21 protein-coding genes are annotated in these 21,471 nt (G+C 65.8%); 3 read left to right on the top strand and 18 right to left on the bottom strand.

Annotation, left to right across the window (positions count from 1 at the left end):
- Nucleotides 1–72 precede the first annotated feature (72 nt).
- From AB0I15_RS43405 to AB0I15_RS43460, 12 genes are all read right to left on the bottom strand, one after another.
- A complete protein-coding gene (locus tag AB0I15_RS43405) occupies nucleotides 73–1,182 on the bottom strand; it encodes an aminotransferase class I/II-fold pyridoxal phosphate-dependent enzyme (protein ID WP_358109855.1) in 1,110 nt (369 codons plus the stop codon).
- Entirely contained in the window at nucleotides 1,179–2,216 is a 1,038-nt protein-coding gene (locus AB0I15_RS43410; protein ID WP_358109858.1) for a radical SAM protein, read from the bottom strand. Before AB0I15_RS43410 ends, AB0I15_RS43405 begins: the two co-directional genes overlap by 4 nt.
- Nucleotides 2,206–2,922 carry a thymidylate kinase gene (locus tag AB0I15_RS43415; protein ID WP_358109861.1) on the bottom strand — a complete coding sequence of 239 codons (717 nt, stop codon included), beginning with the start codon at nucleotides 2,920–2,922 and terminating at the stop codon, nucleotides 2,206–2,208. Before AB0I15_RS43415 ends, AB0I15_RS43410 begins: the two co-directional genes overlap by 11 nt.
- Nucleotides 2,919–3,746: a class I SAM-dependent methyltransferase gene (locus AB0I15_RS43420; RefSeq protein ID WP_358109864.1), complete on the bottom strand. Its 828-nt coding sequence runs from the start codon at nucleotides 3,744–3,746 to the stop codon at nucleotides 2,919–2,921. Before AB0I15_RS43420 ends, AB0I15_RS43415 begins: the two co-directional genes overlap by 4 nt.
- Nucleotides 3,730–4,248 carry a phosphoribosyltransferase family protein gene (locus AB0I15_RS43425; protein WP_358109868.1) on the bottom strand — a complete coding sequence of 173 codons (519 nt, stop codon included), beginning with the start codon at nucleotides 4,246–4,248 and terminating at the stop codon, nucleotides 3,730–3,732. Before AB0I15_RS43425 ends, AB0I15_RS43420 begins: the two co-directional genes overlap by 17 nt.
- Nucleotides 4,248–4,901, bottom strand: a complete 654-nt coding sequence (gene folE / locus AB0I15_RS43430; RefSeq protein WP_358109871.1) for a GTP cyclohydrolase I — start codon at nucleotides 4,899–4,901, stop codon at nucleotides 4,248–4,250. Before folE ends, AB0I15_RS43425 begins: the two co-directional genes overlap by 1 nt.
- A 90-nt stretch (nucleotides 4,902–4,991) precedes the next feature.
- Nucleotides 4,992–5,744 (bottom strand): 7-carboxy-7-deazaguanine synthase QueE, encoded by a 753-nt coding sequence (locus AB0I15_RS43435; protein WP_358109874.1) that lies wholly within the window; start codon nucleotides 5,742–5,744, stop codon nucleotides 4,992–4,994.
- Nucleotides 5,711–6,163, bottom strand: coding sequence for a 6-carboxytetrahydropterin synthase (locus AB0I15_RS43440; protein WP_358109876.1), 453 nt, complete (start codon nucleotides 6,161–6,163; stop codon nucleotides 5,711–5,713). The genes AB0I15_RS43435 and AB0I15_RS43440 overlap by 34 nt, the downstream gene beginning before the upstream one ends.
- 122 nt (nucleotides 6,164–6,285) lie before the next feature.
- Nucleotides 6,286–6,633: a hypothetical protein gene (locus AB0I15_RS43445; RefSeq protein WP_358109879.1), complete on the bottom strand. Its 348-nt coding sequence runs from the start codon at nucleotides 6,631–6,633 to the stop codon at nucleotides 6,286–6,288.
- Complete coding sequence (locus AB0I15_RS43450) at nucleotides 6,630–6,857, bottom strand: hypothetical protein (RefSeq protein WP_358109882.1); 228 nt, start codon at nucleotides 6,855–6,857, stop codon at nucleotides 6,630–6,632. Before AB0I15_RS43450 ends, AB0I15_RS43445 begins: the two co-directional genes overlap by 4 nt.
- Before the next feature lie 153 nt (nucleotides 6,858–7,010).
- Nucleotides 7,011–7,403 (bottom strand): hypothetical protein, encoded by a 393-nt coding sequence (locus AB0I15_RS43455; RefSeq protein ID WP_358109885.1) that lies wholly within the window; start codon nucleotides 7,401–7,403, stop codon nucleotides 7,011–7,013.
- 100 nt (nucleotides 7,404–7,503) lie between these two features.
- On the bottom strand, nucleotides 7,504–7,776 hold the full coding sequence (locus tag AB0I15_RS43460) for a hypothetical protein (protein ID WP_358109888.1): 273 nt from the start codon (nucleotides 7,774–7,776) through the stop codon (nucleotides 7,504–7,506).
- Between the two features lie 361 nt (nucleotides 7,777–8,137).
- Here AB0I15_RS43460 and AB0I15_RS43465 point away from each other — a divergent pair, with 361 nt between their 5' ends.
- Both AB0I15_RS43465 and AB0I15_RS43470 read left to right on the top strand, forming a co-directional pair.
- On the top strand, nucleotides 8,138–9,562 hold the full coding sequence (locus AB0I15_RS43465; protein ID WP_358109890.1) for a hypothetical protein: 1,425 nt from the start codon (nucleotides 8,138–8,140) through the stop codon (nucleotides 9,560–9,562).
- A gap of 24 nt (nucleotides 9,563–9,586) precedes the next feature.
- Nucleotides 9,587–10,066 carry a hypothetical protein gene (locus AB0I15_RS43470; RefSeq protein ID WP_358109892.1) on the top strand — a complete coding sequence of 160 codons (480 nt, stop codon included), beginning with the start codon at nucleotides 9,587–9,589 and terminating at the stop codon, nucleotides 10,064–10,066.
- Nucleotides 10,067–10,898: 832 nt separating this feature from the next.
- Here AB0I15_RS43470 and AB0I15_RS43475 read toward each other — a convergent pair.
- The 6 genes from AB0I15_RS43475 to AB0I15_RS43500 form a co-directional block, all read right to left on the bottom strand.
- Entirely contained in the window at nucleotides 10,899–14,030 is a 3,132-nt protein-coding gene (locus tag AB0I15_RS43475) for a DEAD/DEAH box helicase family protein (RefSeq protein ID WP_358109895.1), read from the bottom strand.
- Nucleotides 14,030–15,241, bottom strand: coding sequence for a hypothetical protein (locus AB0I15_RS43480; protein ID WP_358109898.1), 1,212 nt, complete (start codon nucleotides 15,239–15,241; stop codon nucleotides 14,030–14,032). The genes AB0I15_RS43475 and AB0I15_RS43480 overlap by 1 nt, the downstream gene beginning before the upstream one ends.
- Nucleotides 15,238–16,983, bottom strand: coding sequence for a class I SAM-dependent DNA methyltransferase (locus AB0I15_RS43485; protein ID WP_358109900.1), 1,746 nt, complete (start codon nucleotides 16,981–16,983; stop codon nucleotides 15,238–15,240). The genes AB0I15_RS43480 and AB0I15_RS43485 overlap by 4 nt, the downstream gene beginning before the upstream one ends.
- A 334-nt stretch (nucleotides 16,984–17,317) precedes the next feature.
- Nucleotides 17,318–17,758, bottom strand: coding sequence for a hypothetical protein (locus AB0I15_RS43490; protein ID WP_358109903.1), 441 nt, complete (start codon nucleotides 17,756–17,758; stop codon nucleotides 17,318–17,320).
- A complete protein-coding gene (locus AB0I15_RS43495; RefSeq protein WP_358109906.1) occupies nucleotides 17,730–18,890 on the bottom strand; it encodes a nucleotidyltransferase in 1,161 nt (386 codons plus the stop codon). The genes AB0I15_RS43490 and AB0I15_RS43495 overlap by 29 nt, the downstream gene beginning before the upstream one ends.
- 2 nt (nucleotides 18,891–18,892) lie before the next feature.
- Complete coding sequence (locus AB0I15_RS43500) at nucleotides 18,893–19,837, bottom strand: CBASS cGAMP-activated phospholipase (protein ID WP_358109915.1); 945 nt, start codon at nucleotides 19,835–19,837, stop codon at nucleotides 18,893–18,895.
- Between the two features lie 208 nt (nucleotides 19,838–20,045).
- Between AB0I15_RS43500 and AB0I15_RS43505 the strand changes: the two genes are divergently transcribed.
- A complete protein-coding gene (locus AB0I15_RS43505) occupies nucleotides 20,046–21,071 on the top strand; it encodes an XRE family transcriptional regulator (protein ID WP_358109909.1) in 1,026 nt (341 codons plus the stop codon).
- Nucleotides 21,072–21,471 lie beyond the last annotated feature (400 nt).

Here is a 21,471-nt window from a genome sequence, read left to right on the forward strand (position 1 = left end):
CGGCAGGATCCGTTCGGGAGCGAGGGCCGACCAGCAGGGCCGTTCCCGTCGGGCCGGGTTCCGGGGGATTGGTCATGTCGTCCACGCACTGGCCTCTTGAGCGATGACGGCGGCGTAGCGGTCAAGTCTGGTCTGTGTGTCGTGCTCGGTGAGGAGGATGGCGAGCGTGTGCTCGAGGATCTGGGCGGCGCCGCGGCACGGCCTATTGCGGCCGGTGAACATGGGCCGGGCGTCGCAGGGGACGAGCCGGAAACTGCCAGTGGAGTTCGGCACTCCCCGCTGCGCGAGGTGTTCGGCGAACGCCCGAGGGTTCGGCAGGCCGATGTGGAGCAGCGGGGTGAAGCCGTTCCACTCCTCCCGTGTCTCTGGTGCATCAGCGACCAGGCCAGGTGTGTGCTCTAGGGCAAGCAGTAGGTGGCGGGTCTGTGCGCGGCGTAGTTCGACCAGTTTGGTGAGGCGGCGAAGGTTGGCCAGAGCGATCGCGGCGAGGGGGGCGGCGAGGCGGCAGTTGGTCGCCAGGCGGCTCAGCGGTACTTGACCTGGAGGAGCTGGCTGCCAATGGCTGCGGAACGCGGTCGCGTGCTCCGCCACGTCGCGGCGGGCGGTGAGCAGAAAGCCGCCCTCGCCGCTCCAGAGGATCTTGCCATCTTTCATGCTGAAGCAGCCGACGGTGCCGACTGTGCCGGCTCGCTGCCCGTCGCGTACAGTACCGGCGGCCTGTGCCGCGTCCTCGATGATGACGAGCTCGTGCTCGGATGCGAACGCTGCCAGGGCCGCCGGGTCTCCCATCCGGCCCCAGAGGTGCACCGGGATGATCGCCCGAGTCCGCGAGGTGACCTTACGGGCTGCGTCGTCATAGTCCAGGTCCAAGGTGGCCGGGTCACTATCGACGAACACCGGCGTCGCCCCGAGGGCGTTGAGGGGCGCCACGGTCATAACGACGGTCAGGGCCGGCACGAGAACTTCGTCGCCGACGCCGATGCCGCAGGCGAACAGCGCGGCATGCAGGGCCGCAGTGCCGGAGGCGACTGCGACGGCGTACGGGACGCCGAACGCCTCGGCCAGTTCGCGCTCAAGCAGTCCGGCGACCGAGCCGCCGCTGGGGTCGGGCATCTGCTCGAGCACGACGGCGAGCTGCTCTACAAGTAGTTGTGCGCCGCTGTAGACCGAGGGGAGCGTCATCGCGAAGTCCTGGTGTTCAGCAGTTGCGGCATGTCGAGCACGAGCGGCCACATGTTCACGCAGTCTCGGCTGAACAACGAGCAGTTCGTGCACGCGGGCCGGTCGGCGAAGAGCGTGCGCGCGTCGGCATCACGGATGCTGCGCCGCTGTTCGGGCGGGGTGGCGGCGATCCGGCGGTCGGACGGGCAGTCCCAGACCGAGCCGTCGGGCTGGATGAAGAACAGGCGGGCGCCGCCGAAGCAGTCGGGCACGTGCCCGCTCTCCTGGGTGGAGATCGCGGCGACAAAGCGCCGTGCGTAGGAGGGATCGGGGAGCGCCAGGCTTGTTGGTTCGTCGTAGAGACGGTGGAGCTGGTCGGCCACGGCCGGTACATCCCCAAGGCGGTGGGTCAGCTCCGTGAAGAGCGTGTGGTCGGGCGTCAGGGAAATCGGCTGGGGGACGTAGTAGTCCACGCCGAGCTGGTCGGCCAGGCCGGCCATGTCGGTGATCTCCTGTGGGCGCTCCCGCATCACCACGGTGTAGATGCCCACCCTCGGCCTGTTCTGGTCGCCCCGGGCATTCAGCAGGGCGCGGATACCGGACAGGACATCGTCGTAGCCGAAGCGGCCCGACCGCGAGGGGCGCAGCCGATCGTTGGTATGCGCGTCCGCGCTGTCCAGGGAGATCGAAACACCGTCAACGCCAAGGGCGAGGAGTCGTTGGGTCACCTGCGGGCGAGTGAGCGGGATCCCGTTGGTGGCGATCACAACCTGACAGCCTGCCTGCTTGATGAGTTCGATCACCTCCAGCGTGGGGGGCCAGTCCAGCGGTTCGCCGCCGGCGATGACCACCCGCTCGATCGGCGAGTCGGCCAGGGTCCGGGCGAACGCTTTGAGCACCTGGGACGGCAGGTCGGTGCGGGACAGGTGCGATAGGACACCAAGCTCGGTGGGTGGGGCCTGTTGGTGCTCCTCGATCGTGCCGAAGTAGCAGTGAGGGCAGGTGAACGCGCAGGGCGAGCGCAGGCCCCAGAGCAGGGTCGCATCACGCGGCACGGTAAGCCTCCCGCTGCTTCATGAGGTTCTGTACGACCCTGCCCATCGCATCGGCGACAGCCTGGGCGGATCGCCCAGCGGTGTCGATCACGGCGTAGCGGTCAGGCTCGGCGGCAGCCAACCACGTGTAGAGGGTGTTCGCTTGCTCGATCACGCGCCGATCCCGTGGCGACAGCGTCCGTCCGATCCGGTCGGCGAAGCGCCGCATGCACACCTCCAGGTCGCCGGTCAGCAGAACGGTGGCGTGGGGCGGGGGCCGCCACCACGACATGGTCGAGAGGACGTGTCGTACGACGTACGCGGGAATAGCCTCAGGCGCTTGTTCACAGAGGATGGCGGCCTGATAGACGGCGACGGTGTCGACGCCGCGGTCCTCGATGACCACCTCGGCCGTCGTCGGGTGGACGGCGAGGCATTCGACTTCGCGGATCTTCAGCGCGAGCAGGGCCAGCGTTTCCGCGACTGGGTGTCCCGTGCGCAGACATACCTCGTCATCCGCGGCCAGAGCGGAGATCACGCGTCCGGCCAGGGTGTCGCTGGCCTGGTCGGTGAGTTCGTCCAGCAGCAGACACCGCTCGCCGAGATGAGCGGCGAGCGTCCGGGCTGCGGTGGTCTTTCCGACGCCGTTGATGCCCTCGATGGTCACCCACAGCGGCCGGTGAGGGGCGGGTTCACAGCGTGGCGCGGGGGCAGCGGCGGCGTTCACGCGGGCCTCCGGCAGACGTACAGCAGCTCGGTCGCCTTCTTCGGCACCGACACCGCCGAGACCGTGTCCAGTAGTGCTCCAGGGACGCGCGCGGCGAGGTCGCGGTACCAGTCTGCCGCGCCCTGCCCGTACCGTTCGGTGAGCTCGTCGGCCACCGCGTCTGGCTTGGGCGGCAGCAGGCCCATCACGTCCTCGACGACCAGACCGGCGTCGTCGACGACCTGCTCCACCTCCCGTCGCGACCACTCGTAGACGTGGACGCGGTACTGCAGGGGACGCGGCGGCGGGCCGAATGCTTGGGGTGTGGACAGGAACAGCGTCCCGCCGGGTGCGAGCGCCTGAGCTGTGCTGCGCAGGCTACGCGCGCCGAGTTCGAAGGGCAGGTGCTCCAGCGCCGAGGTGTACAGCGCCACGTCGAAGGCGGGAAGCCGCGGCCAGGATTGGGCCACATCGCACTCGACGAGTTCGACCGGGAAGAGTCCTCCGTAGGTCTCGCTCAGGAAGGTGATCCGTTCTCGGGCTTCGTTGAGGTTGTCGGGGCTGATGTCCAGTCCGACGTACCGTTCGATCTGCGGTGTGTACCGGCACAGCAGCGGCAGTGCCAGTCCACGACCGCAGCACACGTCCAGCACCTTCGCGCCTGGCGTGCACCGCTCGGCGACGATGAGGTGCTGCATCAGGTTCATCAGCCCCGAGGCCTTGGTCTCTCCGCGGTGCAGTGCCGTGTAGAAGTCGTCCATCTGGTTGGTGCTGTAGGGCCCCATCATGGGAGTCCCGGGTCGGGTGCGGAACTGCTCGGGAAGTTGATCAGTGCTCGTGCTCATCGTGGCCTTCCCAGGGGAAGATCACCCATCCGCGGGTGATCGCGCCGATGTAGGTGACCGCAGCCGGAGAACGGCCGGTCCAGTTGTCCTCGTTCACCGCGCACACCGCGGTCCGGACCCGGTTGGCTCCTGCGTCGGCGGCCAGTCGAACTGTGGCGGAGAGGGTGTGCCCGGTGCCGGCGACGTCGTCCACGATCAAGACGTCGCGGCCGGTGAGGTCGCCCAGCGAGGCCGGGTTGACGGCCACGGGCTGCGCGGTCTTCGCGGCGTTGGTGCTGTCGTCCACGGTGTGGGTGACCTCCACCGCGCGGACATCCCGCAGCCGGAGCTTGTGGGAGAGCCAGACGGCAGGAACGGCACCACCGCGCAGGACTGCAACGAGGGTTTGAGGGGCGCCGTCCTCCTGGATCGCTTCGGCGATCCGGCTGACCAGCTCTTCCATGCGGGGCCACATCAGGTGGGTGATGCCGGAAGGCGCCACCGTTCCGGTACTGGTCGCCATCACGCTGCCCCTCGCACGTCGGCGGTGGAGAGGGTGAGGAACTGCTGGGAGAGCAGCGGATCGGTCTTGAACCGGCCTCCGGCCTGCACGGTGGAAGTGCGGGCCATCTCCATCCGGACGCCGCGCATGCTCATGCACAGGTGTACGCCGTGCACCGTGACGGCCACGTCCTCGCTGCCGATGGCTGCGGTCACCTCGTCGGCGAGCTGGCGGGTGAAGCGTTCCTGCATCTGGAGGCGTCCGGCGTAACGTTGTGCGATCCGGCCGAACTTCGACAGTCCCAGGACGGTGCCGTTGGCGAGGTAGCCGACGTGCGCGTCCAGCTTCATCGGCAGCATGTGGTGTTCGCAGAGGGACCACACGCTCAGCCCTCCGACTACGACCAGTTGGTCACTCGCGTGGGTTTCGGTGAAGCAGGTCGCCATCGCCGAGGGGTCCGGCGACAGGAAGCTGCACCACCAGGCCGCGACGCGGGCCGGCGTGTCGAGCAGGCCCGCGCGGTGGGGATCCTCTCCGAGAGCGATGAGCAGTTCGCGGACGAGCCTGGTCACGCGGGGTGTGTCTACCGTCGGACCTGGAACGTCATTGGTCGGCTGTGCTGCGGCTCGGCCGGGGTGCGCCGTATTGGAGGGCCGCACGCCGTTCGTGGTCATGTTCCGTCCTCGCTTCCAGGAGTCGTGCCGGTAGCCATGGAGGGGCGGCTTGTCACAGGCAGCGGGCGTGCGCGAGTGGCCGCACAGCGGTTACCGACCACGTTCGTCACCCCACAGCAGGACGTGCAGGCGCGGCGACAACGACCAGCCACGGGCGATGACCGCTTCACCGAGCGCCTGGGCGCCGCCCAGCACGTCGTCGGGGGTCACGCCTTCGGGCATCACCCACACCTGCTTCATGGAGAAGCGCTCAGCGATCTCCGCGATTTCGTCCAGGTCAGCGACATCGCAGGCGACGAACTTGAACACGGCGCGCCCGCTGGCCACCAGTGCCTCCAGGGCGGCGGCCTTGATGCGCATGTCGGCCGGAAGGCCGGCGTTGGCCAGCTTGGGTGAAACGTTGAAGTGCAGTCCGTCCACCAGCAGAGCCGGATTGGGGGCAACGGTGCCGTTGGTCTCGATCTCCACGCGGCGGCCTGCCTGCAGCAGCGGCTCGGTGAGCGCGGGCAGGCGGCGCTGCTGCAGCAAGGGTTCTCCACCGGTGATGACGATCAGCGTCACCGGGTGGTCCAGCGCCCACGTGACCAGGTCGGTGACCAGAACGCGGTCGCTCTGCTGCCGTAGGTCGAAGCGCGTGGTGTCCCACGTGTATGGCGTGTCGCACCAGGTGCATGACAGGTTGCAGCGGGACAGGCGGATGAACAGCGCGGGCTGGCCGATGCTGGATCCTTCGCCTTGCAGTGTCGGACCGAAGCGCTCGGCGATCAGGAGCGTCGCAGCGGGGGAGGGTGCGGACATCGTTGCGGCAATCACGTTGTGGCTCCGACTGTGCAGCGTGCCCACGTTTTCGGGGTCTCGCTCACGGTGACCGCGACCAGCCGCCCTGCGATGACCGGCTGCACCTGGTCGAGGAACCACCTGACCAGGTGGACGGCCAGCAGCTCCGAAGTCGGCTCAACGTCGAGCACCTCGTTCAAGTCACGATGGTCGAAGTGTTCAGCGAGGTAGGCGCCGAGAGGTGACAGGTCACCGAAGTCGGTAACGAAGCCCGGGCCAACCAATTCGTCGGCGGTGAGCTCGACAGTCACCTGGTAACTGTGGCCGTGCAGGCGGCCACACTTGTGCCCGTCATGTAGCCCGTTCAAGCGGTGAGACGCCTCGAAGGTGAAGGTCTTGCCGATGGTCAGGCCGACTTCGCCCGGGCCTCGCAGATCATGGTGCGGCCCAACGTGGGCTGGGGTAGGGCGAGGTGTTGTCATCATGCTTTCCGTTCTGCTGCTGGCCGTATCACGGCGGATGGCGGCGTGAGGCGGCTCGTGCTGCGGGGCGGCTTGTGGCCTTGGGGTGAGGGGGTGCCGTAACGCGATGCGGTGGCGACCGGGTTCTACCTTCTTTTCGCAGGGTTGGGATTGTGCTGTTTGTGCGCGGCGCAGGAAGGGCCCGCGCACTGCGGGAGGGAAGGCAAGCGGGCGAGCCGGCGCAGGGCGGGCAGCAGCGGAGCGGTCCACCACAGCGCGGCGGCGGCGAGGATCATCAGCGGCGGCCCGGCCAGGCCATAGACGTCGAAATACTCCTGTTCCCTGCGCCTGTACGCCCGATGTCGCGCCCGACAGCTCGCGCACATTTCTCCCGGGTCGCGCTCGGCGATCAGGACCTTGGAAACCAGCGCCGGGCGGATGCCCAGCAAGGTGAGAGGCCCCCATACCAGGCCGATCCACTGGATGATGGTCACGACGCCACCCGGCGCTTCCGCTTCTCGTGGCGGTAGTGGAGGTGACAGCCCACCAGGTGGTTCCACATGAGGAGGGCTTTGAGGTGCGGGCCTCTGCCGGTCTCCATGCGGTTCCCGTCTCTGCTCCACCGAGTCACCACGCCCTCGGGGCCTTCGTGGAGCAGCGTGTATGCGCCGCAGCATGAGGACTCCTGCACCCACACGAAGACGTCCGGTCCGGGCATGTACGGTTTCCACTTGACCTGCACGTCGATCACTTCCGGGTGGCGCGACGGCCGGACACGGAGACCGGGTGTGGTTCGGCCAACCGTCGCGCCTGCTTACGGGCCCGCAGGCGATGAATCGAGCCGCGCCCCGCGGTGTTCCACGGGGTAGCGTCAGAGGATCGTGCTGAGCTTGCGCCAGTCGTCGCCGGGCCGCCGGATCTCGCCCAGGTGCTCCGCGTCGCGCACCACGTAGCCGTCTCCGTCCCCGATCGCAACGCACTCCAGGCTCGTGCCCTCGACCGGCTCGAACCTGTCCTCGTCAACGTCGATGTCGTGCAAGTGCACCTTGTCCGACGGCTGCTCTCCCCCGCCGGACCTTCTGCGGAAGTCGTCCCCGGCTCTACGGATCTCTACGGCCGGGCGGTCCTTGTCCCGGACGGCGTAGTCGTCGCCGTCCGCGATCGGCGCGTACTCCAGGCCCGTACCTTCGAGGTGCGCGAACTTGGACTCTTCCACGTCCATCGCGTACAGGTCGGGCTCGATCTGCCTTGCTTTGCTCACCATGGGGGTTCTCCCTCGGCTGGTCTTGTTATCACCGGGCGCCAGGCCCGGCCTGATCTCCCCGACCCGTCGAAGCGGCACGCGACGACGGCCCGGGGAGGCTTCACGTGCGACGACGGGTCGTGTTGCGGATGATCACCGTCTGATGGCTCAATTCCGCCATGAGGGCGACAGGGTTACCTCGTACCAACCGCGGCCGCGCCCCGGCGGTCAGCATCTCCGCCGAGAGCTGCCAAGACGGCGCCGCCCGCCAGATCCAACCGTTCGAGGCGCGTTCGTAGGAGATCGTCCACTGCGGGTAGGTGAGGCGGAGTACGGCGAGCTGACGGTCACGCATGCCCAGCGCAAGCCATGCCGCAATCACGGTCGAGGCCATTTCACGAACCACCGGGATACAGCACCGAACCGCCCGGCTTGCGCTGGATGCGCGTGATCAGCCGGGAGCCCAGATGGTCAATAGATCTCGCGGGGCCGAACCGCACCGGCCTAACGTCCTCCATCACAGCGGACAAGCGGGGGACCGTCGTGGCGGAGGTGTTCACCGTGAAGCGCAGACCACGGCAATCCAGGCCGTGTCGAGAGCGGCTTCGGCCGTCCCAAGCCGTCCACGAGTAGAAGCTTTCTGTATCCGGGTGCACACATTCATAACAACGCTGAGTAACAGAGCGCGAACAGGTGGCGTTGGGGGACACTGGGGGACGCGAGCGCGTCACCATCCCTTGATGAGGTGCGACGGCATGACCGACGAGACTGGCCTGCCAGCCTGGGCCGAACGCATCCGACACGAGCGCCGGCAACGCGGCTGGTCTCAGAAGCAAGTGGCTGTTCACCTGTTCAAAGCCGCCGGCGATGAGATCGCTTTGGCGGAGTTCGAGTCGGTCCTGCGGAGGGTTAAACAGCACGAAGCGGGCAAGGGTCGTCCTCGTGATCCGTATCCCCTTCTGTACTGCCGCGCTTTCGAGATGTCAGAGGCTAAGCTTTTTGAGCGTCCGGCGTTGCCGGAGGTCATCACCGATGAAAGCGCCGACGACGACGCGAACTCGGTCTCCTCACCCTCCCTCCCTTGGCTCTGGGAAGCAGGACCGACAGCCGATGCCATCTACGACATCACCAAGAGCGACCTCATGCTGAACCGTCGCGAAGCGGTCAAGGCGCTGGCCATCACGGCAGGGCTCCCGCTCGTCGATCCGGTACAGCGCTGGCTCACACACCCCTCCCCCGTGCCCTCCTCGTCCGAATACAGCGGACGGATCGGATCGGACGAGGTCGCCCAACTGGAGGAGGCGGCGAACGTCTTCCGCACATGGGATGACCAGCACGGCGGCGGGCTCGCCCGTAAGGCCGTGATCGGGCAGCTCAACGAGGTGGCCGACCTGCTGCGCGACGGCCACCCCCACGAGGTGAGCGTGCGCCTGTTCCACGTGATGGCGCAGCTTGCGAAGATCGCCGCCACCATGTCATGGGACTGCGGCATGCAGACCGCGGCGCAGAAGTACTACGTCATGTCTTTGCAGGCGTCCACGCCCGGCGAGGACAAGCCGTTCGGCGCGAGCGTCCTGGCGTCCATGGCCAGGCAACTGCTGTACCTCGATCAACCGCAGGACGCGCTCGAGCTGATCCGGCTCGCCCTGGACGGAGTCAGGTCCACGGCCACTCCCCGGCTCCGCGCGATGCTGCACACCCGAGAGGCGTGGTCGTACGCCAAAATGGGCCGGCCCGAGTCCTTCAAGCGCGCCACGGGCAACGCCGAGGCAGCATTCAGCGAGATCAGTCCCCACGACCCCGACCCGGACTGGATCACCTACTTCGACACCGCCGAGCTGGCCGGGGTGACCGGCGGCCGATACCTGGAGTTGTCCCACCACGACAGCCGATTCGCCGGTGACGCCCTCGGCCACATCCGACGAGCGGTGGCGCTCCGGCAACGTTCCAGTATGCGCAGCCTCGCGCTCGATCAGGTCGGGCTCGCCTACGCTCACTTCATCAGGGGCGACCTGGACGACGCTGTGACCGTGGGCAACGCCGCAGCGGACACCGCCGGGCAAGTCCAGTCCGACAGGGTCAGAGTGCAGCTTCGCGAGTTCTATCTTGAGATCGAGACCCGGAAAGATCCCATCATGGCTCCCCTGCAACAGCACATCCGCGAGACGCTGGCGCGCTAGGGACCGACGCTCAGGAAGGACTTGATGATGCGTATCGGCGTGACCGGCCACATGAACCTGACCCCGGCGGCGGAGCTCCTCGTCGCCGACGCGCTCCGCGCGCACCTTGCCTCGTTCACTGGCGAACTGGTGGGCGTGTCCTGCATCGCTCGTGGCGCGGACAGCCTGTTCGCTGACGCGGTACTCGCAGCCGGCGGATCGCTGGAGGTGGTGCTGCCGTCACGGGACTACCGGCAGGCCAAGGTGAAGCCGGATCATGCCGAACAGTTCGACCGGCTCATGGCGGCGGCGAAGACCGTCCGTCTCATGGACTTCGACCACGCCAACCGGCAGGCGTACGAGGCTGCGAACGAGGCAGTCCTTTCATCAGTCGATGAGCTGGTGGCCGTCTGGGACGGGCAGCCCGGTACCGGCTCGGGCGGGACGGCCGAGGTCGTAGCGGAGGCTCGGGAACGCAGCCTTCCAGTGACCATCATCTGGCCCGAGGGTGCTGCGAGAGGATAGTCCCACTCAATTACTTAGTCGGTGTGGCAGCAACTCCGGAGACAGTGCAGGCCAGCCACGCTGTCCACCAGCAGGAGAGTAGCGTAGTCCGGACAGTGACCGGCGGCGCCGACAAGCGCCACCTGATCGTGCGGACCTCGTTCCGGCAAGAGGCCATCCCCGAGGACCAGCTCAGCCGCATCCTGGCGTCGAACGCCACCCTGAATGGCCTCCTGGTACCGGTCGCGTACGCGGCGACGGGCCCCTCGCCGAGGCCATCGGCGTACGGGTCGTGTCCTGGCGGGGTGCGGCGGAGTCTTGTCCTGGCTGGCGCCGCCATTGTCGCATGCGTACGGGAAGCGTGGCGGCTGAACACCGGAGACCTTCCAACAGGTGTCCGCCACGGCCAGAGCCTGCAGCAGGACGTTGGCCGCTATGCCGATCAGCAACGCTTCAGAAATCGCTGCCAGGCACAGCATCAGGCCCACGCGAGAGGGTGGGAAGGTCAGGACGGTGATCGACTAAGTAGGCGGCCAGCTCTGATGCGGACGGTGCGGTAACGGCGTGCAGTGCGGACGAAGCTCATGATCGACCAACTGCTGCGCCAGGTACACCGGCTGGCCGCGGCCAGCCGGAGATGCTCTACGGCTACCGACAGGCTGGTGAGCCGCCGGAGACGGTGAACCTGCCGCAAGCGACCAGCTGAGCACTCATATAATGATCAGATACGGCATATTTGTCGGCACGAGCCGCGATCTTGCCGCACCATTGGGGGCGTCAAACCACAGAGCAAGCCCCTTCGATACGTCATGGAGCGGTGCAGGCATCAGCGAGGTTGCCTCTTGCGTCGACGTCACTGAGCCGCCATGTCGATCGCAGCCTCGTAGAAGGCGTCAGCGAGCGCCATGATGATTCCCTTGATCGCGGGCCCGTCGGTGAAGAAGTAGTTGGCCATGGTGTTGTGCGCTTCTTGGTTGTCGGAGATGACCTCGGTGACAGCGGACTGGAAGTCCTGCGACTCCATGAACTGCTTCTTCGAGTTCACCCGGGTCTGCTGAACCAAATCCGGGTCGGTGAGCAGCCGCTGCACGAGCCCCTGCACGAACTCCCGCACCTGGGACTCAGCGAACGACTGGGCGCCGAAGAGGTCGTTCATCTTGTCGATGACGACCTGGAGCGCGACGTATTTCGGCTCCTTCTTGGCACCGGTGCCGGCTGCGCTGATTCCCTTCAGCTCGCCGTCTCCGGTCAGCGAAATGTCGACCGCGATCCTCTTGGTGTGCTTCACCCCGACCAGGACCACGTCCGAGAGGTCGACGTCGGCGCTCCACGAGGTTTCGGCGATGACCTTCTCCAGGAGCCGGAGGAAGATCGAGAGCATCTCCAGGTACGGGTCTCCATAGTCGAGAATCTGACTCATGAAGTCATAGAGCCGCACGTAGGTGGAGACGTCCTTGCGGAAAAGGTCGAGGGTGTTGAGCGTGACCTTGTCCTCGGCCTCGATCGCCGCCGCGTACCGTCGTCGGAAGTCGTGCTGGGCCGGGCTGATGGCAGCCGAGAGCGCGTTGTTGCCCTTGCGGGTTACCCACAATTCGGCGACCTGGCGGACCTGTTCCTCGGTGTAGATCCCCGCCTGGGCGAGCTTGTTCGCCAGATGGATGACAACGTACGGGTTGGTCTCGGTTTCAAGGCTGGCGTTGGTGAAGTAGGGCTCGAAGGCAACCCTGATGTCGTCGGGCTTGTTGGCGAAGTCGATGACGAACGTCTTGGCCTTCTGCTCCCCGTCTGCGGTGCGGTGGGTGCGGTTGAGCCGAGAAAGCGTCTGCACGGCGGTGACCCCGGACAGCTTCTTATCGCTGTACATCCCTGAGAGCAGCGGCTGGTCGAAGCCGGTCTGGAACTTATTGGCAACGACCATGATCCTGTACGCGTCACCCTTGAACGCCGCAGCTAGGTCGGCGCCCGCTCCGGGGTTCATCTTGGCCTCGGTGAACTCGTCGTCCTTCGACGGCGTCGGCCCCCAATCCTGGCTCCACTCGTCGTTCTCGGTCATAGACACCGACCCAGAGAACGCGACTAAAGCCCGGTAGTCATACGAGGGGTCCTCGGCGGCCCGCTTGGCAATGTAGGCGTCGATCGCCTTCCTGTACTTCACCGCAGCCTTACGCGAGTCAGTGACGACCATCGCCTTCGCCTTGCCCTCCAGCAAGTGGGCGACATTGGCGTGGAAGTGCTCAACGATGATCTGCACCTTCTGGCTGATGTTGGTCGGGTGCAGCTGCACCCACCGCATCAGCCCCTTGCGCGCAGCCGACTCCTCGACCTCGCCACCATCGCCGCTCCCGGCTTTGCCAGCGATCTTCAACGCGGTGTCGTAGGACTGGTAGCCCTTGAGCACGTCGAGGATGTAGCCCTCCTCGATCGCCTGCTTCATCGAGTACAGGTGGAACTCACGCGGCTCGCCATCCGAACCCTTGCGGCCGAACAACTCCAGGGTCTTGTTCTTCGGCGTCGCGGTAAAGGCGAAATAGGAGATGTTCTCCGACTCAGCCCGCTCGGCCATCTCCGAGGCCAGGACCGCCTCGACGTCGACCGAGCCGCCCTCCTCGATCTCCTTGATCTCCTCGGCGGTCAGAACCTTTCTCAGCTTCGAGGAGATCTGCCCCGACTGCGAGGAGTGCGCCTCGTCCGCGATGACAGCGAACCGCTTGCCCTTCAGGCCGGAGTCGGTCCGGATCTCGTCGAGCGCGTGCGGGAAGGTCTGCACCGTCACCGCGATAATCAGCTCACCGTTCTTCAGCGCCCGTGCCAGCAGGCCGGACTTCGACTTTGCACCGGCCTTGCGCACGTCCTCGGGGCTGATCGTCGCGACGATCTTCCTGCTACCGTCGATCTGCCGGATCGCGTCCTGAAGCTGCCCGTCGAGCACCGTGCGGTCGACGACCACGATGACCGAGTCGAAGACCTTCTCGTCATTGACGTGGAGCCGCGCGAGACGGTGCGCCGTCCAGGCGATCGTGTTCGTCTTCCCCGACCCCGCGGAGTGCTCGATCAGGTACCGCTGGCCGACGCCCTCCTCAGCGACGGCCGCCACGATGTTCGTGACCGCCTCCCACTGGTGGAACCGGGGGAACAGCATGCTCGTACGACGCACCGACGTGCCGGTCGCGACGTCCCACTCCTCCTTGGTCTCCACGATCATCAGCCGACCGACGATGTTGAGCCAGGCGTGCTTCTCCCAGACCCGCTCCCACAGGTATGCCGTCGCCGACCTCCCGTCCGCACCGGGCGGGTTCCCAGCACCTTCCTCGAAGCCCGTGTTGAACGGCAGGAAGTGCGTCTTCTCACCCTCCAGCCGGGTAGTCATCGCTGCTAGGTCGTTGGAGACCGCGAAGTGAACCAGCGCCCGGTGGCCAAACGACAACAGCGGCTCGCGCCGGCCGTTGGTCAGCGGGTTGCGTTCCTTGCGGTACTGCTGAACCGCCTCGTCCAGCGACTGGGTGAAGTCGGTCTTCAGCTCCACCGTCGCGACCGGAAGCCCGTTGACGAAGAACACCAGGTCGATACTGCGCTGGTCGGCGGTCGAGAAGTGCACCTGCCGCATCACCCGTACCCGCATCGCCGCATACTCGGCGTTCGTCGTCGCGTTCAGCGTCGTCTCGGGGCGGAACTGCGCCATCTTCAACCGGCCACCGCCGATGTACTGCACTCCAGTACGCAGGATGTTCAGCATCCCGCCGCCATGCTCCAGCGGCTTGTCGAGTGCCGTGGTCAGCACGTCGAGGAACTTCGCCCGCGACCCCGCTGCCTTCAGCGCCTTCTCGTACGAAGACTTCTGGGTCGCCTCCAGCCACGCGAACAGATCCTCGGGGAACAGCGCCCGCTCACGGTCGTAGCCGGTGTCGTTTGCCGAGTACAGCCAGCCATGGGCCGCGAGGTACCCGCAGATCTCGGTCTCGAAGACGACCTCGTTGTGGTCAGCCATCATAGGGCTCCTCGTACGTCGATCTGACCTGTCACCGCCGCCGTGATCAGCGCCGAGCGTCGCTCACGAGCGAGCTCGAGGAACCGCTCCGTCTCCGCGATTAGCTGATCAATCTTGGCGGTCTCACCGTCCAAGTGCGCAACGATGCGGCGCTGCTCATCCACAGGAGGCAGCAGCATCGGGAGGTTCACGATGTCGGACTGGCTGATATTGAGCATCGAGTTGCTCGCGCCGGTCGCCTCCAACTCGATCAGATCACGCCACCTGCGACTTCCGAGCACTGCCACTACGAACCGTGCATCGGCTCGGCTCTCATCGAGCGAGAATGCGTAGAGCTTGTCACACAGCATGAGCCGCGGGAAGTCGCCCTCGACCACTGCCGCACTGCCGACCAGTTCGCGGGTGTTGGCGCGCGACACGATGAGGTCGCCTCGAGTTACGACAATATCCGGGCGCGGGACCTCGTCCTCCGGCAACTCCTTGTTCTCCGTCGGACGGAAACGACCGCCGTTTGCCGCTCCAGCCTTGAGAACGGCCCACGTCTCGACACCATCGGCCGGCCACGAGTAGCACTGCGGGCTCCACCCCTGCCGAACCGATCGAATGACGTGCTTCAGTCGCGCCCCGCGGGTAGCGACGATGGACACCGCCTCCTCGACCGCCGCCAGGCGACGCTCGCGGAGCATCTCGATCAGGCGCTGCTGCTCCCCGACGAGCGTATCGATGCGGGCGGTCTCGCGGTCGAGGTAGTCGGCGATGACGCGCTGCTCGTTGATTTCTGGAAGGAGCACGTCGATCGTCCGAAGGACGGTAAATGGGACCTCGGTCGTGCGAATGCCACCGTGCTCACCTCCGGCTGAGATGCCACGCTCACGTGCGATGAGCTCGCTGGTGAACCACGAAGACTTCATAAGATGGACGATGTAGCGCGAATCCATGCCCTTCCGAGGACGCATCACTTCGTAGTGATAGGTGACCAGGCCATCCTCATAGGCGATGCCCATCGCGCCAGAGCGGATCTTCATCTTATTGAAGACGACGTCCCCTTTGCGGCACACCTTGTAGGCGTCGAGCGACTCTGCACGTTGAGGTGCGTCTGTCAGCTCGCTACGTCGCACCACGCCCTTGGTCTGCGACACAGACATGAGCGGGAGATCAACGCCAGGGATCCGCTCATCGATCTTCTGCATTGCTGCGCCGAACCGGGTCATCCCTCGACCTCCCGCAGGAGGTCTAGAATCTTCGCGACCTGCTTCTCCAGGTCAGCGTCGATCTCGGCAAGTGGCCGCGGCGGGACGTACTGGTAGAAATGGCGGGTGAAGGGGATCTCGTAGCCGGTCTTGACCTTGGCCCAGTCGATCCAGGCGTCCGGGACGTGCGGCTTCACCTCGGTGTCGAAGTAGGTCTGGATGACCTCGACCTTGCCTGCCGCACCGGCCGTCGAGCCGCCGTACGTGAACGGCACGGTCTCTGTGTCGCGCTTCTTCGGGTCGGGCTTAGGCTTGCCCTTGCCGTCGACGACCGGCTGCCCGTCCTCGTCGAGGAGGGGGCGCTCGACGGTGATGGTCCAGTAGCCGAACTCGTCGTTGCGGAGCATCTTGGAGTAGTCGGGGTCGGCGTCGGCGAAGTCGGCGTACAGCCGGACGACCTTGGCTCGGTCTGCGTCGCTGATCTCGCGGCCCTTGGAGCCCAAGTTCTTGCGCATCTTGGTCCAGAACGATGTGCCGTTGATGAGCTGGACTAGGCCCCTGCGATCGGGGTGCTTGGTGTTGTCGAGGATCCAGACGTAGGTGGCGAGGGGGGTGTTGAAGAACATGTTGGTTGGCAACGCGACGATTGCCTCGACCAGGTCGTTCTCCAGCAGCCACTTTCGAATGCTCGACGGACCGGTCTCTGCGGCCCCGTTGAAGAGCGGCGAGCCGTTCATGAAAATCCCGACCCGACCGCCGCCATCTTCTGGGGCGCGCATCTTGTGCACCAGGTGCAGCAGGAACAGCATCTGCCCGTCCGAAGTAGCGGGCAGGCCCGGCGCGAAGCGGCCGTAGGGGCCGGCCTCGTTCCGCTCCTTGGTGACGGCCTTGGCGTACTGCTTCCAGTCGACCCCGTATGGCGGGTTGGACATGCAGAAGTCGAATTGGCGGCCCTTGAAGGCGTCGTCGGTGAGCGTGTTGCCGAATGCGATGTTGGACGCGTCGTGGCCCTTGGCAAGCAGGTCAGACTTGCAGATCGCGTATGACAGCGGATTGTACTCCTGACCGTACAGACTCAACCGGGCGTCCGGGTTCTGTGTGAGCAGGTGATCCTCGGCGAGGGCGAGCATGCCGCCGGTGCCAGCGGTGGGGTCGTAGAGCGTACGGACGATGCCCGCCTTGGTCAGAGCGGCGTCATTCTCGGCGAAGAGCAGGTCGACCAGCAGCCGGATCGCGTCGCGCGGCGTGTAGTGGTCACCAGAGGTCTCGTTCGCGGCCTCATTGAACTTGCGGATGATGTACTCGAACGCGTCCCCCATGTCGGCGTTGGACACAACATCGGGGTGCAGGTCAACGGCGCCGAAAGCCTTCACGATCTCGCGCAAGAGACCGGCCCGCTCCAGGGCGATGATCTGCTTCTTGAAATCGAAGTACTCGAACACGTCGACGTCGGCGGAGAACCGATCGACGTAGTCGACAAGGTTATCCTCAAGCCCGTCTGCGTCCTTCAAAAGGTTGGCGAAGCTGTACTTCGAGGTGTTGTAGAACGGTCGGCCAGTCTTCTTCTTGACCTCGGTCCGGAGCCGGTTCGGGTTCTCGTATGCCGCGGCCAGGTCTCGGACGGTCTCGCGGTCCGGCTCTAGGATGCAGTCGAGGCGGCGAAGGATCGTGAACGGGAGAATCACGGTCCCGTACTGGTTGGGGCGGTAGGGACCCCGAAGCTGGTCGGCGATCGACCAGATAAAACTACCGAGCGTACTCACAAAGCTCCTTACGGAATCGCTCAACGTGCCTGGTTGCGTAGGCCCCCGGTTACCGTCCCCGAGTGGCAACGCGCCCGCTGACGGGGCGCTATAGACCTATCTTCGCGCACCTCAACCTCCTGCGTACCCGGGACTCGGGTGGAGCTCCCGGCCCACCCGCACCGTAGCGGAGGGGTCCGACGAAAGCGCCAGCAACGACACCTACGAATGGCAGCCTCGGTGCCACCGCAAGGCAATCGACAGTCTCAGGCGACGCCCCAGCTTCGCCAGTGATCTCTTCCACCTGGCCTACCTGCGCAAGCGAGACAACCCCAACAGGGAAGGGCGCCTCTTCCTACTCCGCTGGGTCCATAAGCGCGCTCCCGTTCGCTACAGCGTGATCGTGGCCGCTACCCGACCATCGGCCGGTGACGAGCCAGAGTTCATAATGCAGCAGCCATTCGCTTGTCCACGGCAGGATGGTCGTGGCGAGGTACATGCTGTCGTTCCATTCCCCGGGCAGGTGGAGACAGAGATCGCCGGCAGGGTAGACGTGGGGGAGCGCGGTGGCACACGGGGGCAGTTCCAGCTCAGGGTCGACGACGATCACCCGGGGGCGTGTCCGATGCCGGTACGTCACCTGCACGGTGTAGACCTGGCAGATCGGTGCCGGCTGCAAGGTCATACAGCACCAGAGCCGGCCCTTGTGTACGCGGGTCTGGGCGTGCGGCAGGACCGCGTGAATCGCCGCGGCCTGCCGCCCCAGATTAACCGCGCGGCGCGGGATGCTGGCCATAGAAGGTGTTTCCGCCTGTACGAGGACCGGTCGCAGTCGGCGACAACCTGCCGGTCCGGCCAAGTCGCAGGTCACCGCTGCTCTCGCCGATCCGGGCGGCGACCCGCTCAACGGAGGTGTGCATCGCCTTCCGGTCGAACGACTCGGTGAGGCGGGTGAACACCTGCCGGTACCCCTCGCCCTCCATAGCGGCGAGCTCGTCGACGAGTCTCCTGATCTCGTCGAACCACTGGTAGAACGCTTCCCTCCGCTCGGGGTACTCCTTCCACTTGTCGGTGAAGTTCTCCTCTTCATGCGCCGGGTTGGGCACCCACCAGATGCCGTCGTGCTGCGTGATGAAGCGCGGCATCCCGTCCAGGACCTGACGCAGGGCGGTGAACAGATCGACCTCGTCCTGATAGGCGCGAGCGGCCAGGGTGGTGACCAGGATCGACGGCGGCCGGTTGTCGGGGTCATCACCGAACATGATCATCTTGTGCCACTTCAGAACCTGGACGACCCGCTGGAGCGTGGTGCGGACCGGCCACGCCGGAACGTCCGCAACGCTGGGGTGGCCCTTGGCCTCCAGCGCGCGCCGCGGCCTGGCCTGCTCCCGGAACCACGTGGCGTATCCACGGGGGTTGCTGTGCTGCCATTCCACCAGGTCCTTGTCGGTGAGGAGGATCCCAGTGGGTGGGTGATCGACGTCGGCGATGGCGGGTAGGACGTCCAGATGGAAGCCGGTGTAGACGAGTTGCCAGCAGCGGCGCTTGGACTCGATGCGGAGTGGACCGTCGGTGTGCCCCTGGCCGATCTTCCACCTGCGGTAAGCAGCCAGGTGGTCGCCGACCCGATCCTTGAGATCCTCCTGGGAGATGTTCTCCTTGGCCAGCGGGAGCCAGCACACCGAGTCGATGTCGTATTCGCCCGTCGGCCGGTCGGGACGGACGACCGTACCCAGGAGGAAGGACCCCTGCGGGTAGATCCTCCAGTTGATGCCGCCGTTGTCGGCCAGCCAGGCGCCGACCTCTTCGTAGCGCGCGACGGCTATCTCATCCAGGTGCGGTGAGATGTCGAGGACTTCCACAGCGCCGTTGATCAGATCGGAGAGCATCCCCGAGAGCGTGTCGAGCTTGGGTGACTTGGTTTCCATGATCATCCCTCACGTGCGGGGTAGTACGGGGCGAACACCGGCGCGCGGTGATCGCAGAAGAGCCGGTGGACAGCAGGAGAGGCGTCCCGGCTGACGTGCCCCGCGAGTCCGTAGAGGATCTGGATATCGACCTTGTCGAGCGCGACAGCACCGGTGGGGACGGTCGGGTTGATACGAAGCACGTTCTCCTTGCCGACAAAGTGCCGGGCCTGCTTGGCGGCGCTCTCGCTCTGCGCCCGCATCAGGATTTCGACGGCGCCGCCAGCCCAGGGCAGCAGCCCGCCACGATCGAGGCGGCGATGACGGCTGCGGGCCTCGGCGGTGGTGCCGAGACTCAGCACCCGGATGGACTTTAGCGGGACATTCAGCGGGCCCACCGCCTCGGTCAGCGCCACCATCGTCGGATTGTTGGCCCACAGGCCGCCGTCGACGAGGCGGGCGCCGTCCAGCAGCAGGCCGGGCAGGTAGGTCGGGGCGGCCGAGGTGGCGAGAGCGACGTTGACCGCGCTCTCGCGCCAGTCGCGCTTCAGGGTCGGCAAGTGGGGCGTGCGGAAGAGGTAGACGTCGTCACCCGCGAGGTTGTAGCTGGTGATCACCAACCGTTTGGTGCTCTCCCCGAAGGTCCGCTCGCCGAACACCTCGGCGAGCGCCAGCCGCAGCGGTTCGGTGGCGTACTTGGCCCGCACCAGATGACGCACCGTCCGGAGCCTGCTGCGGTTACGGAAGATCCGCGGCCCGTGCTCGATGTAGAAACGGACGATCTCCTTGGCCGGGACGCCCAAGCCGAGCCCGAGGGCGATGATCCCACCGGTGGACGTGCCCGCGATGAGATCGAAGTGGTCGACGAGCCGGGTGTCGAGGTCCTCCTCGAGCCGAGCCAGCACCGCGGCGGTGTACATACCGCGAAAACCCCCGCCGTCGAGGGACAGGATCTGGAAACGCTCCATCGGCACGCCCGACTCCCCGGGTACGCGATCTCGAGGAGGCCGCCTCTAGCGGCTCTCCACTATCAACAGTACTTAATACCACAACAGATTCTTCAGAATGGACTTCACCCCAGATGACGTAACCTTTTACACGGCAAACACCCCCGACCGGCGGGTGGGCCAGGCGATCCGACATGATGGGACAACAAGATCGGGCAAGGGGACTGAGATGAGCACGCAGGCGTTCGACCGGACACGCCTTCGAACCGCACGCGAACTCGCCAAGTGGAGCCAGGCCGAGCTCGCGACTAAGGCGAAGCTGACCCCCGCCGCGATCAGCCAGTTCGAGAGCGGTGCCACACGGCCCAAGCCCGAGACAGTCGTGGCGCTCGGCGAACTCCTGGACATGCCTGTCGAGTTCTTCTACACCCCTATGTCCGACAGCCACGAAGGCTTCTTTCGGAGCCTTCGCAGGACATCCGTCGTCGACCGTCGCCACGCCCGCGCAGTCGGGCAGGTCGCCCACGACCTCGTCCTACACGCCGCCGGGGCTGCCATGTTCCCCGCCCACACCGTTCCCATGCTCCCCGCAAGCGGCCTGGATGCCGGGGCCTCCGAGATCGAGCAGAGCGCCGCGCACGTCCGGTCGCTGTGGGGTGTTGCCCCTGGGCCGATCAGCGACGTCGTAGGTCTCCTGGAGATGCACGGAGTGGCGGTGATCAGGCTGCCCCTCGGCAACACCAATGTTGACGCTTTCTCCCTGCCGTTCGCCGACCATCCGGTCGTCGTCCTCAGCACCGACAAGAACGACCGCGCCCGATCACGGTTCGACTGCGCACATGAATTGGGGCACCTGATCCTCCACGGCGAGCAGATCTGGGGCGTCAAGGAAGTCGAGACCCAGGCCCACCAGTTCGCCGCGGCCTTTCTGATGCCCGCTGAAGACATCATCGACCAACTGCCGAGTAGACCCGATTGGCCCGTGCTATTCGAGCTCAAGCGCCGCTGGCAAGTCTCCCTAGCTGCGCTCCTCATGCGGGCCAAAACACTTGGAAAGATGAACGACCGCGCCTACCTCACCGCCGTCAAGACGATCTCGGCTCGCGGATGGCGACGGGTCGAGCCTGTCCCGCTAGGGGCCCCCGAGCAGCCGTCCTCGCTCCTCGCCTTCCTCGGTTCTCCGGAGAGTGCTAAAGCCAGGACGTTCCTGCCGGCCAACGTCGTAGACCAGATCTACCGGGCATCGGCTGCTTAGTCCTGCTTCGTGGGCGACGGTAATGGCCTTAATCCGTAGGTTCCGGGTTCGAGTCCCGGGCGCCCTATCTACCCTGACATGCAGCTCTTCCCACTCTTGATCAAACAAGCATGAGGTGGGTCATGGGTCACATCTGGGACGGACCAGCACGACGGGAGGTGGTGAATCCAGGTTCAATGGGCCCGTTCCCGGACTCATCGACGCCCACGAAGATCCCCGTTTTCGCTCCGGCGTACAGAGACACCGTGGATGCGCCATGCATTCAGTGCCGCCAACATGCCTGATGTGCCGACAGAATCATCATGGGGCTAATTCCATCCTGAAATCGCAGGTCATGCCCCTTGTCTGAGTTTGTTTGGCGGTGTTCGGGTAGGTGGTGACGCCTGATCATGGTGGGTGA

The organism is Nonomuraea sp. NPDC050643 (assembly GCF_040654715.1).
In the GTDB taxonomy this organism is placed as follows: domain Bacteria; phylum Actinomycetota; class Actinomycetes; order Streptosporangiales; family Streptosporangiaceae; genus Nonomuraea.

Excerpts from the sequence above, each read along its gene's own strand:
- AB0I15_RS43420 (WP_358109864.1), bottom strand. The coding sequence starts at position 3,746 with ATGAGCACGAGCACTGATCAACTTCCCGAGCAGTTCCGCACCCGACCC.
- AB0I15_RS43440 (WP_358109876.1), bottom strand. The coding sequence starts at position 6,163 with ATGATGACAACACCTCGCCCTACCCCAGCCCACGTTGGGCCGCACCAT.
- AB0I15_RS43475 (WP_358109895.1), bottom strand. The coding sequence starts at position 14,030 with ATGGCTGACCACAACGAGGTCGTCTTCGAGACCGAGATCTGCGGGTAC.
- AB0I15_RS43505 (WP_358109909.1), top strand. The coding sequence starts at position 20,046 with ATGAGCACGCAGGCGTTCGACCGGACACGCCTTCGAACCGCACGCGAA.
- AB0I15_RS43450 (WP_358109882.1), bottom strand. The coding sequence starts at position 6,857 with ATGCCCGGACCGGACGTCTTCGTGTGGGTGCAGGAGTCCTCATGCTGC.
- AB0I15_RS43425 (WP_358109868.1), bottom strand. The coding sequence starts at position 4,248 with ATGGCGACCAGTACCGGAACGGTGGCGCCTTCCGGCATCACCCACCTG.
- AB0I15_RS43465 (WP_358109890.1), top strand. The coding sequence starts at position 8,138 with ATGACCGACGAGACTGGCCTGCCAGCCTGGGCCGAACGCATCCGACAC.
- AB0I15_RS43455 (WP_358109885.1), bottom strand. The coding sequence starts at position 7,403 with ATGGTGAGCAAAGCAAGGCAGATCGAGCCCGACCTGTACGCGATGGAC.
- AB0I15_RS43480 (WP_358109898.1), bottom strand. The coding sequence starts at position 15,241 with ATGACCCGGTTCGGCGCAGCAATGCAGAAGATCGATGAGCGGATCCCT.
- AB0I15_RS43405 (WP_358109855.1), bottom strand. The coding sequence starts at position 1,182 with ATGACGCTCCCCTCGGTCTACAGCGGCGCACAACTACTTGTAGAGCAG.
- AB0I15_RS43470 (WP_358109892.1), top strand. The coding sequence starts at position 9,587 with ATGATGCGTATCGGCGTGACCGGCCACATGAACCTGACCCCGGCGGCG.
- folE (WP_358109871.1), bottom strand. The coding sequence starts at position 4,901 with ATGACCACGAACGGCGTGCGGCCCTCCAATACGGCGCACCCCGGCCGA.
- AB0I15_RS43490 (WP_358109903.1), bottom strand. The coding sequence starts at position 17,758 with ATGGCCAGCATCCCGCGCCGCGCGGTTAATCTGGGGCGGCAGGCCGCG.
- AB0I15_RS43495 (WP_358109906.1), bottom strand. The coding sequence starts at position 18,890 with ATGGAAACCAAGTCACCCAAGCTCGACACGCTCTCGGGGATGCTCTCC.
- AB0I15_RS43500 (WP_358109915.1), bottom strand. The coding sequence starts at position 19,837 with ATGGAGCGTTTCCAGATCCTGTCCCTCGACGGCGGGGGTTTTCGCGGT.
- AB0I15_RS43460 (WP_358109888.1), bottom strand. The coding sequence starts at position 7,776 with ATGGCCTCGACCGTGATTGCGGCATGGCTTGCGCTGGGCATGCGTGAC.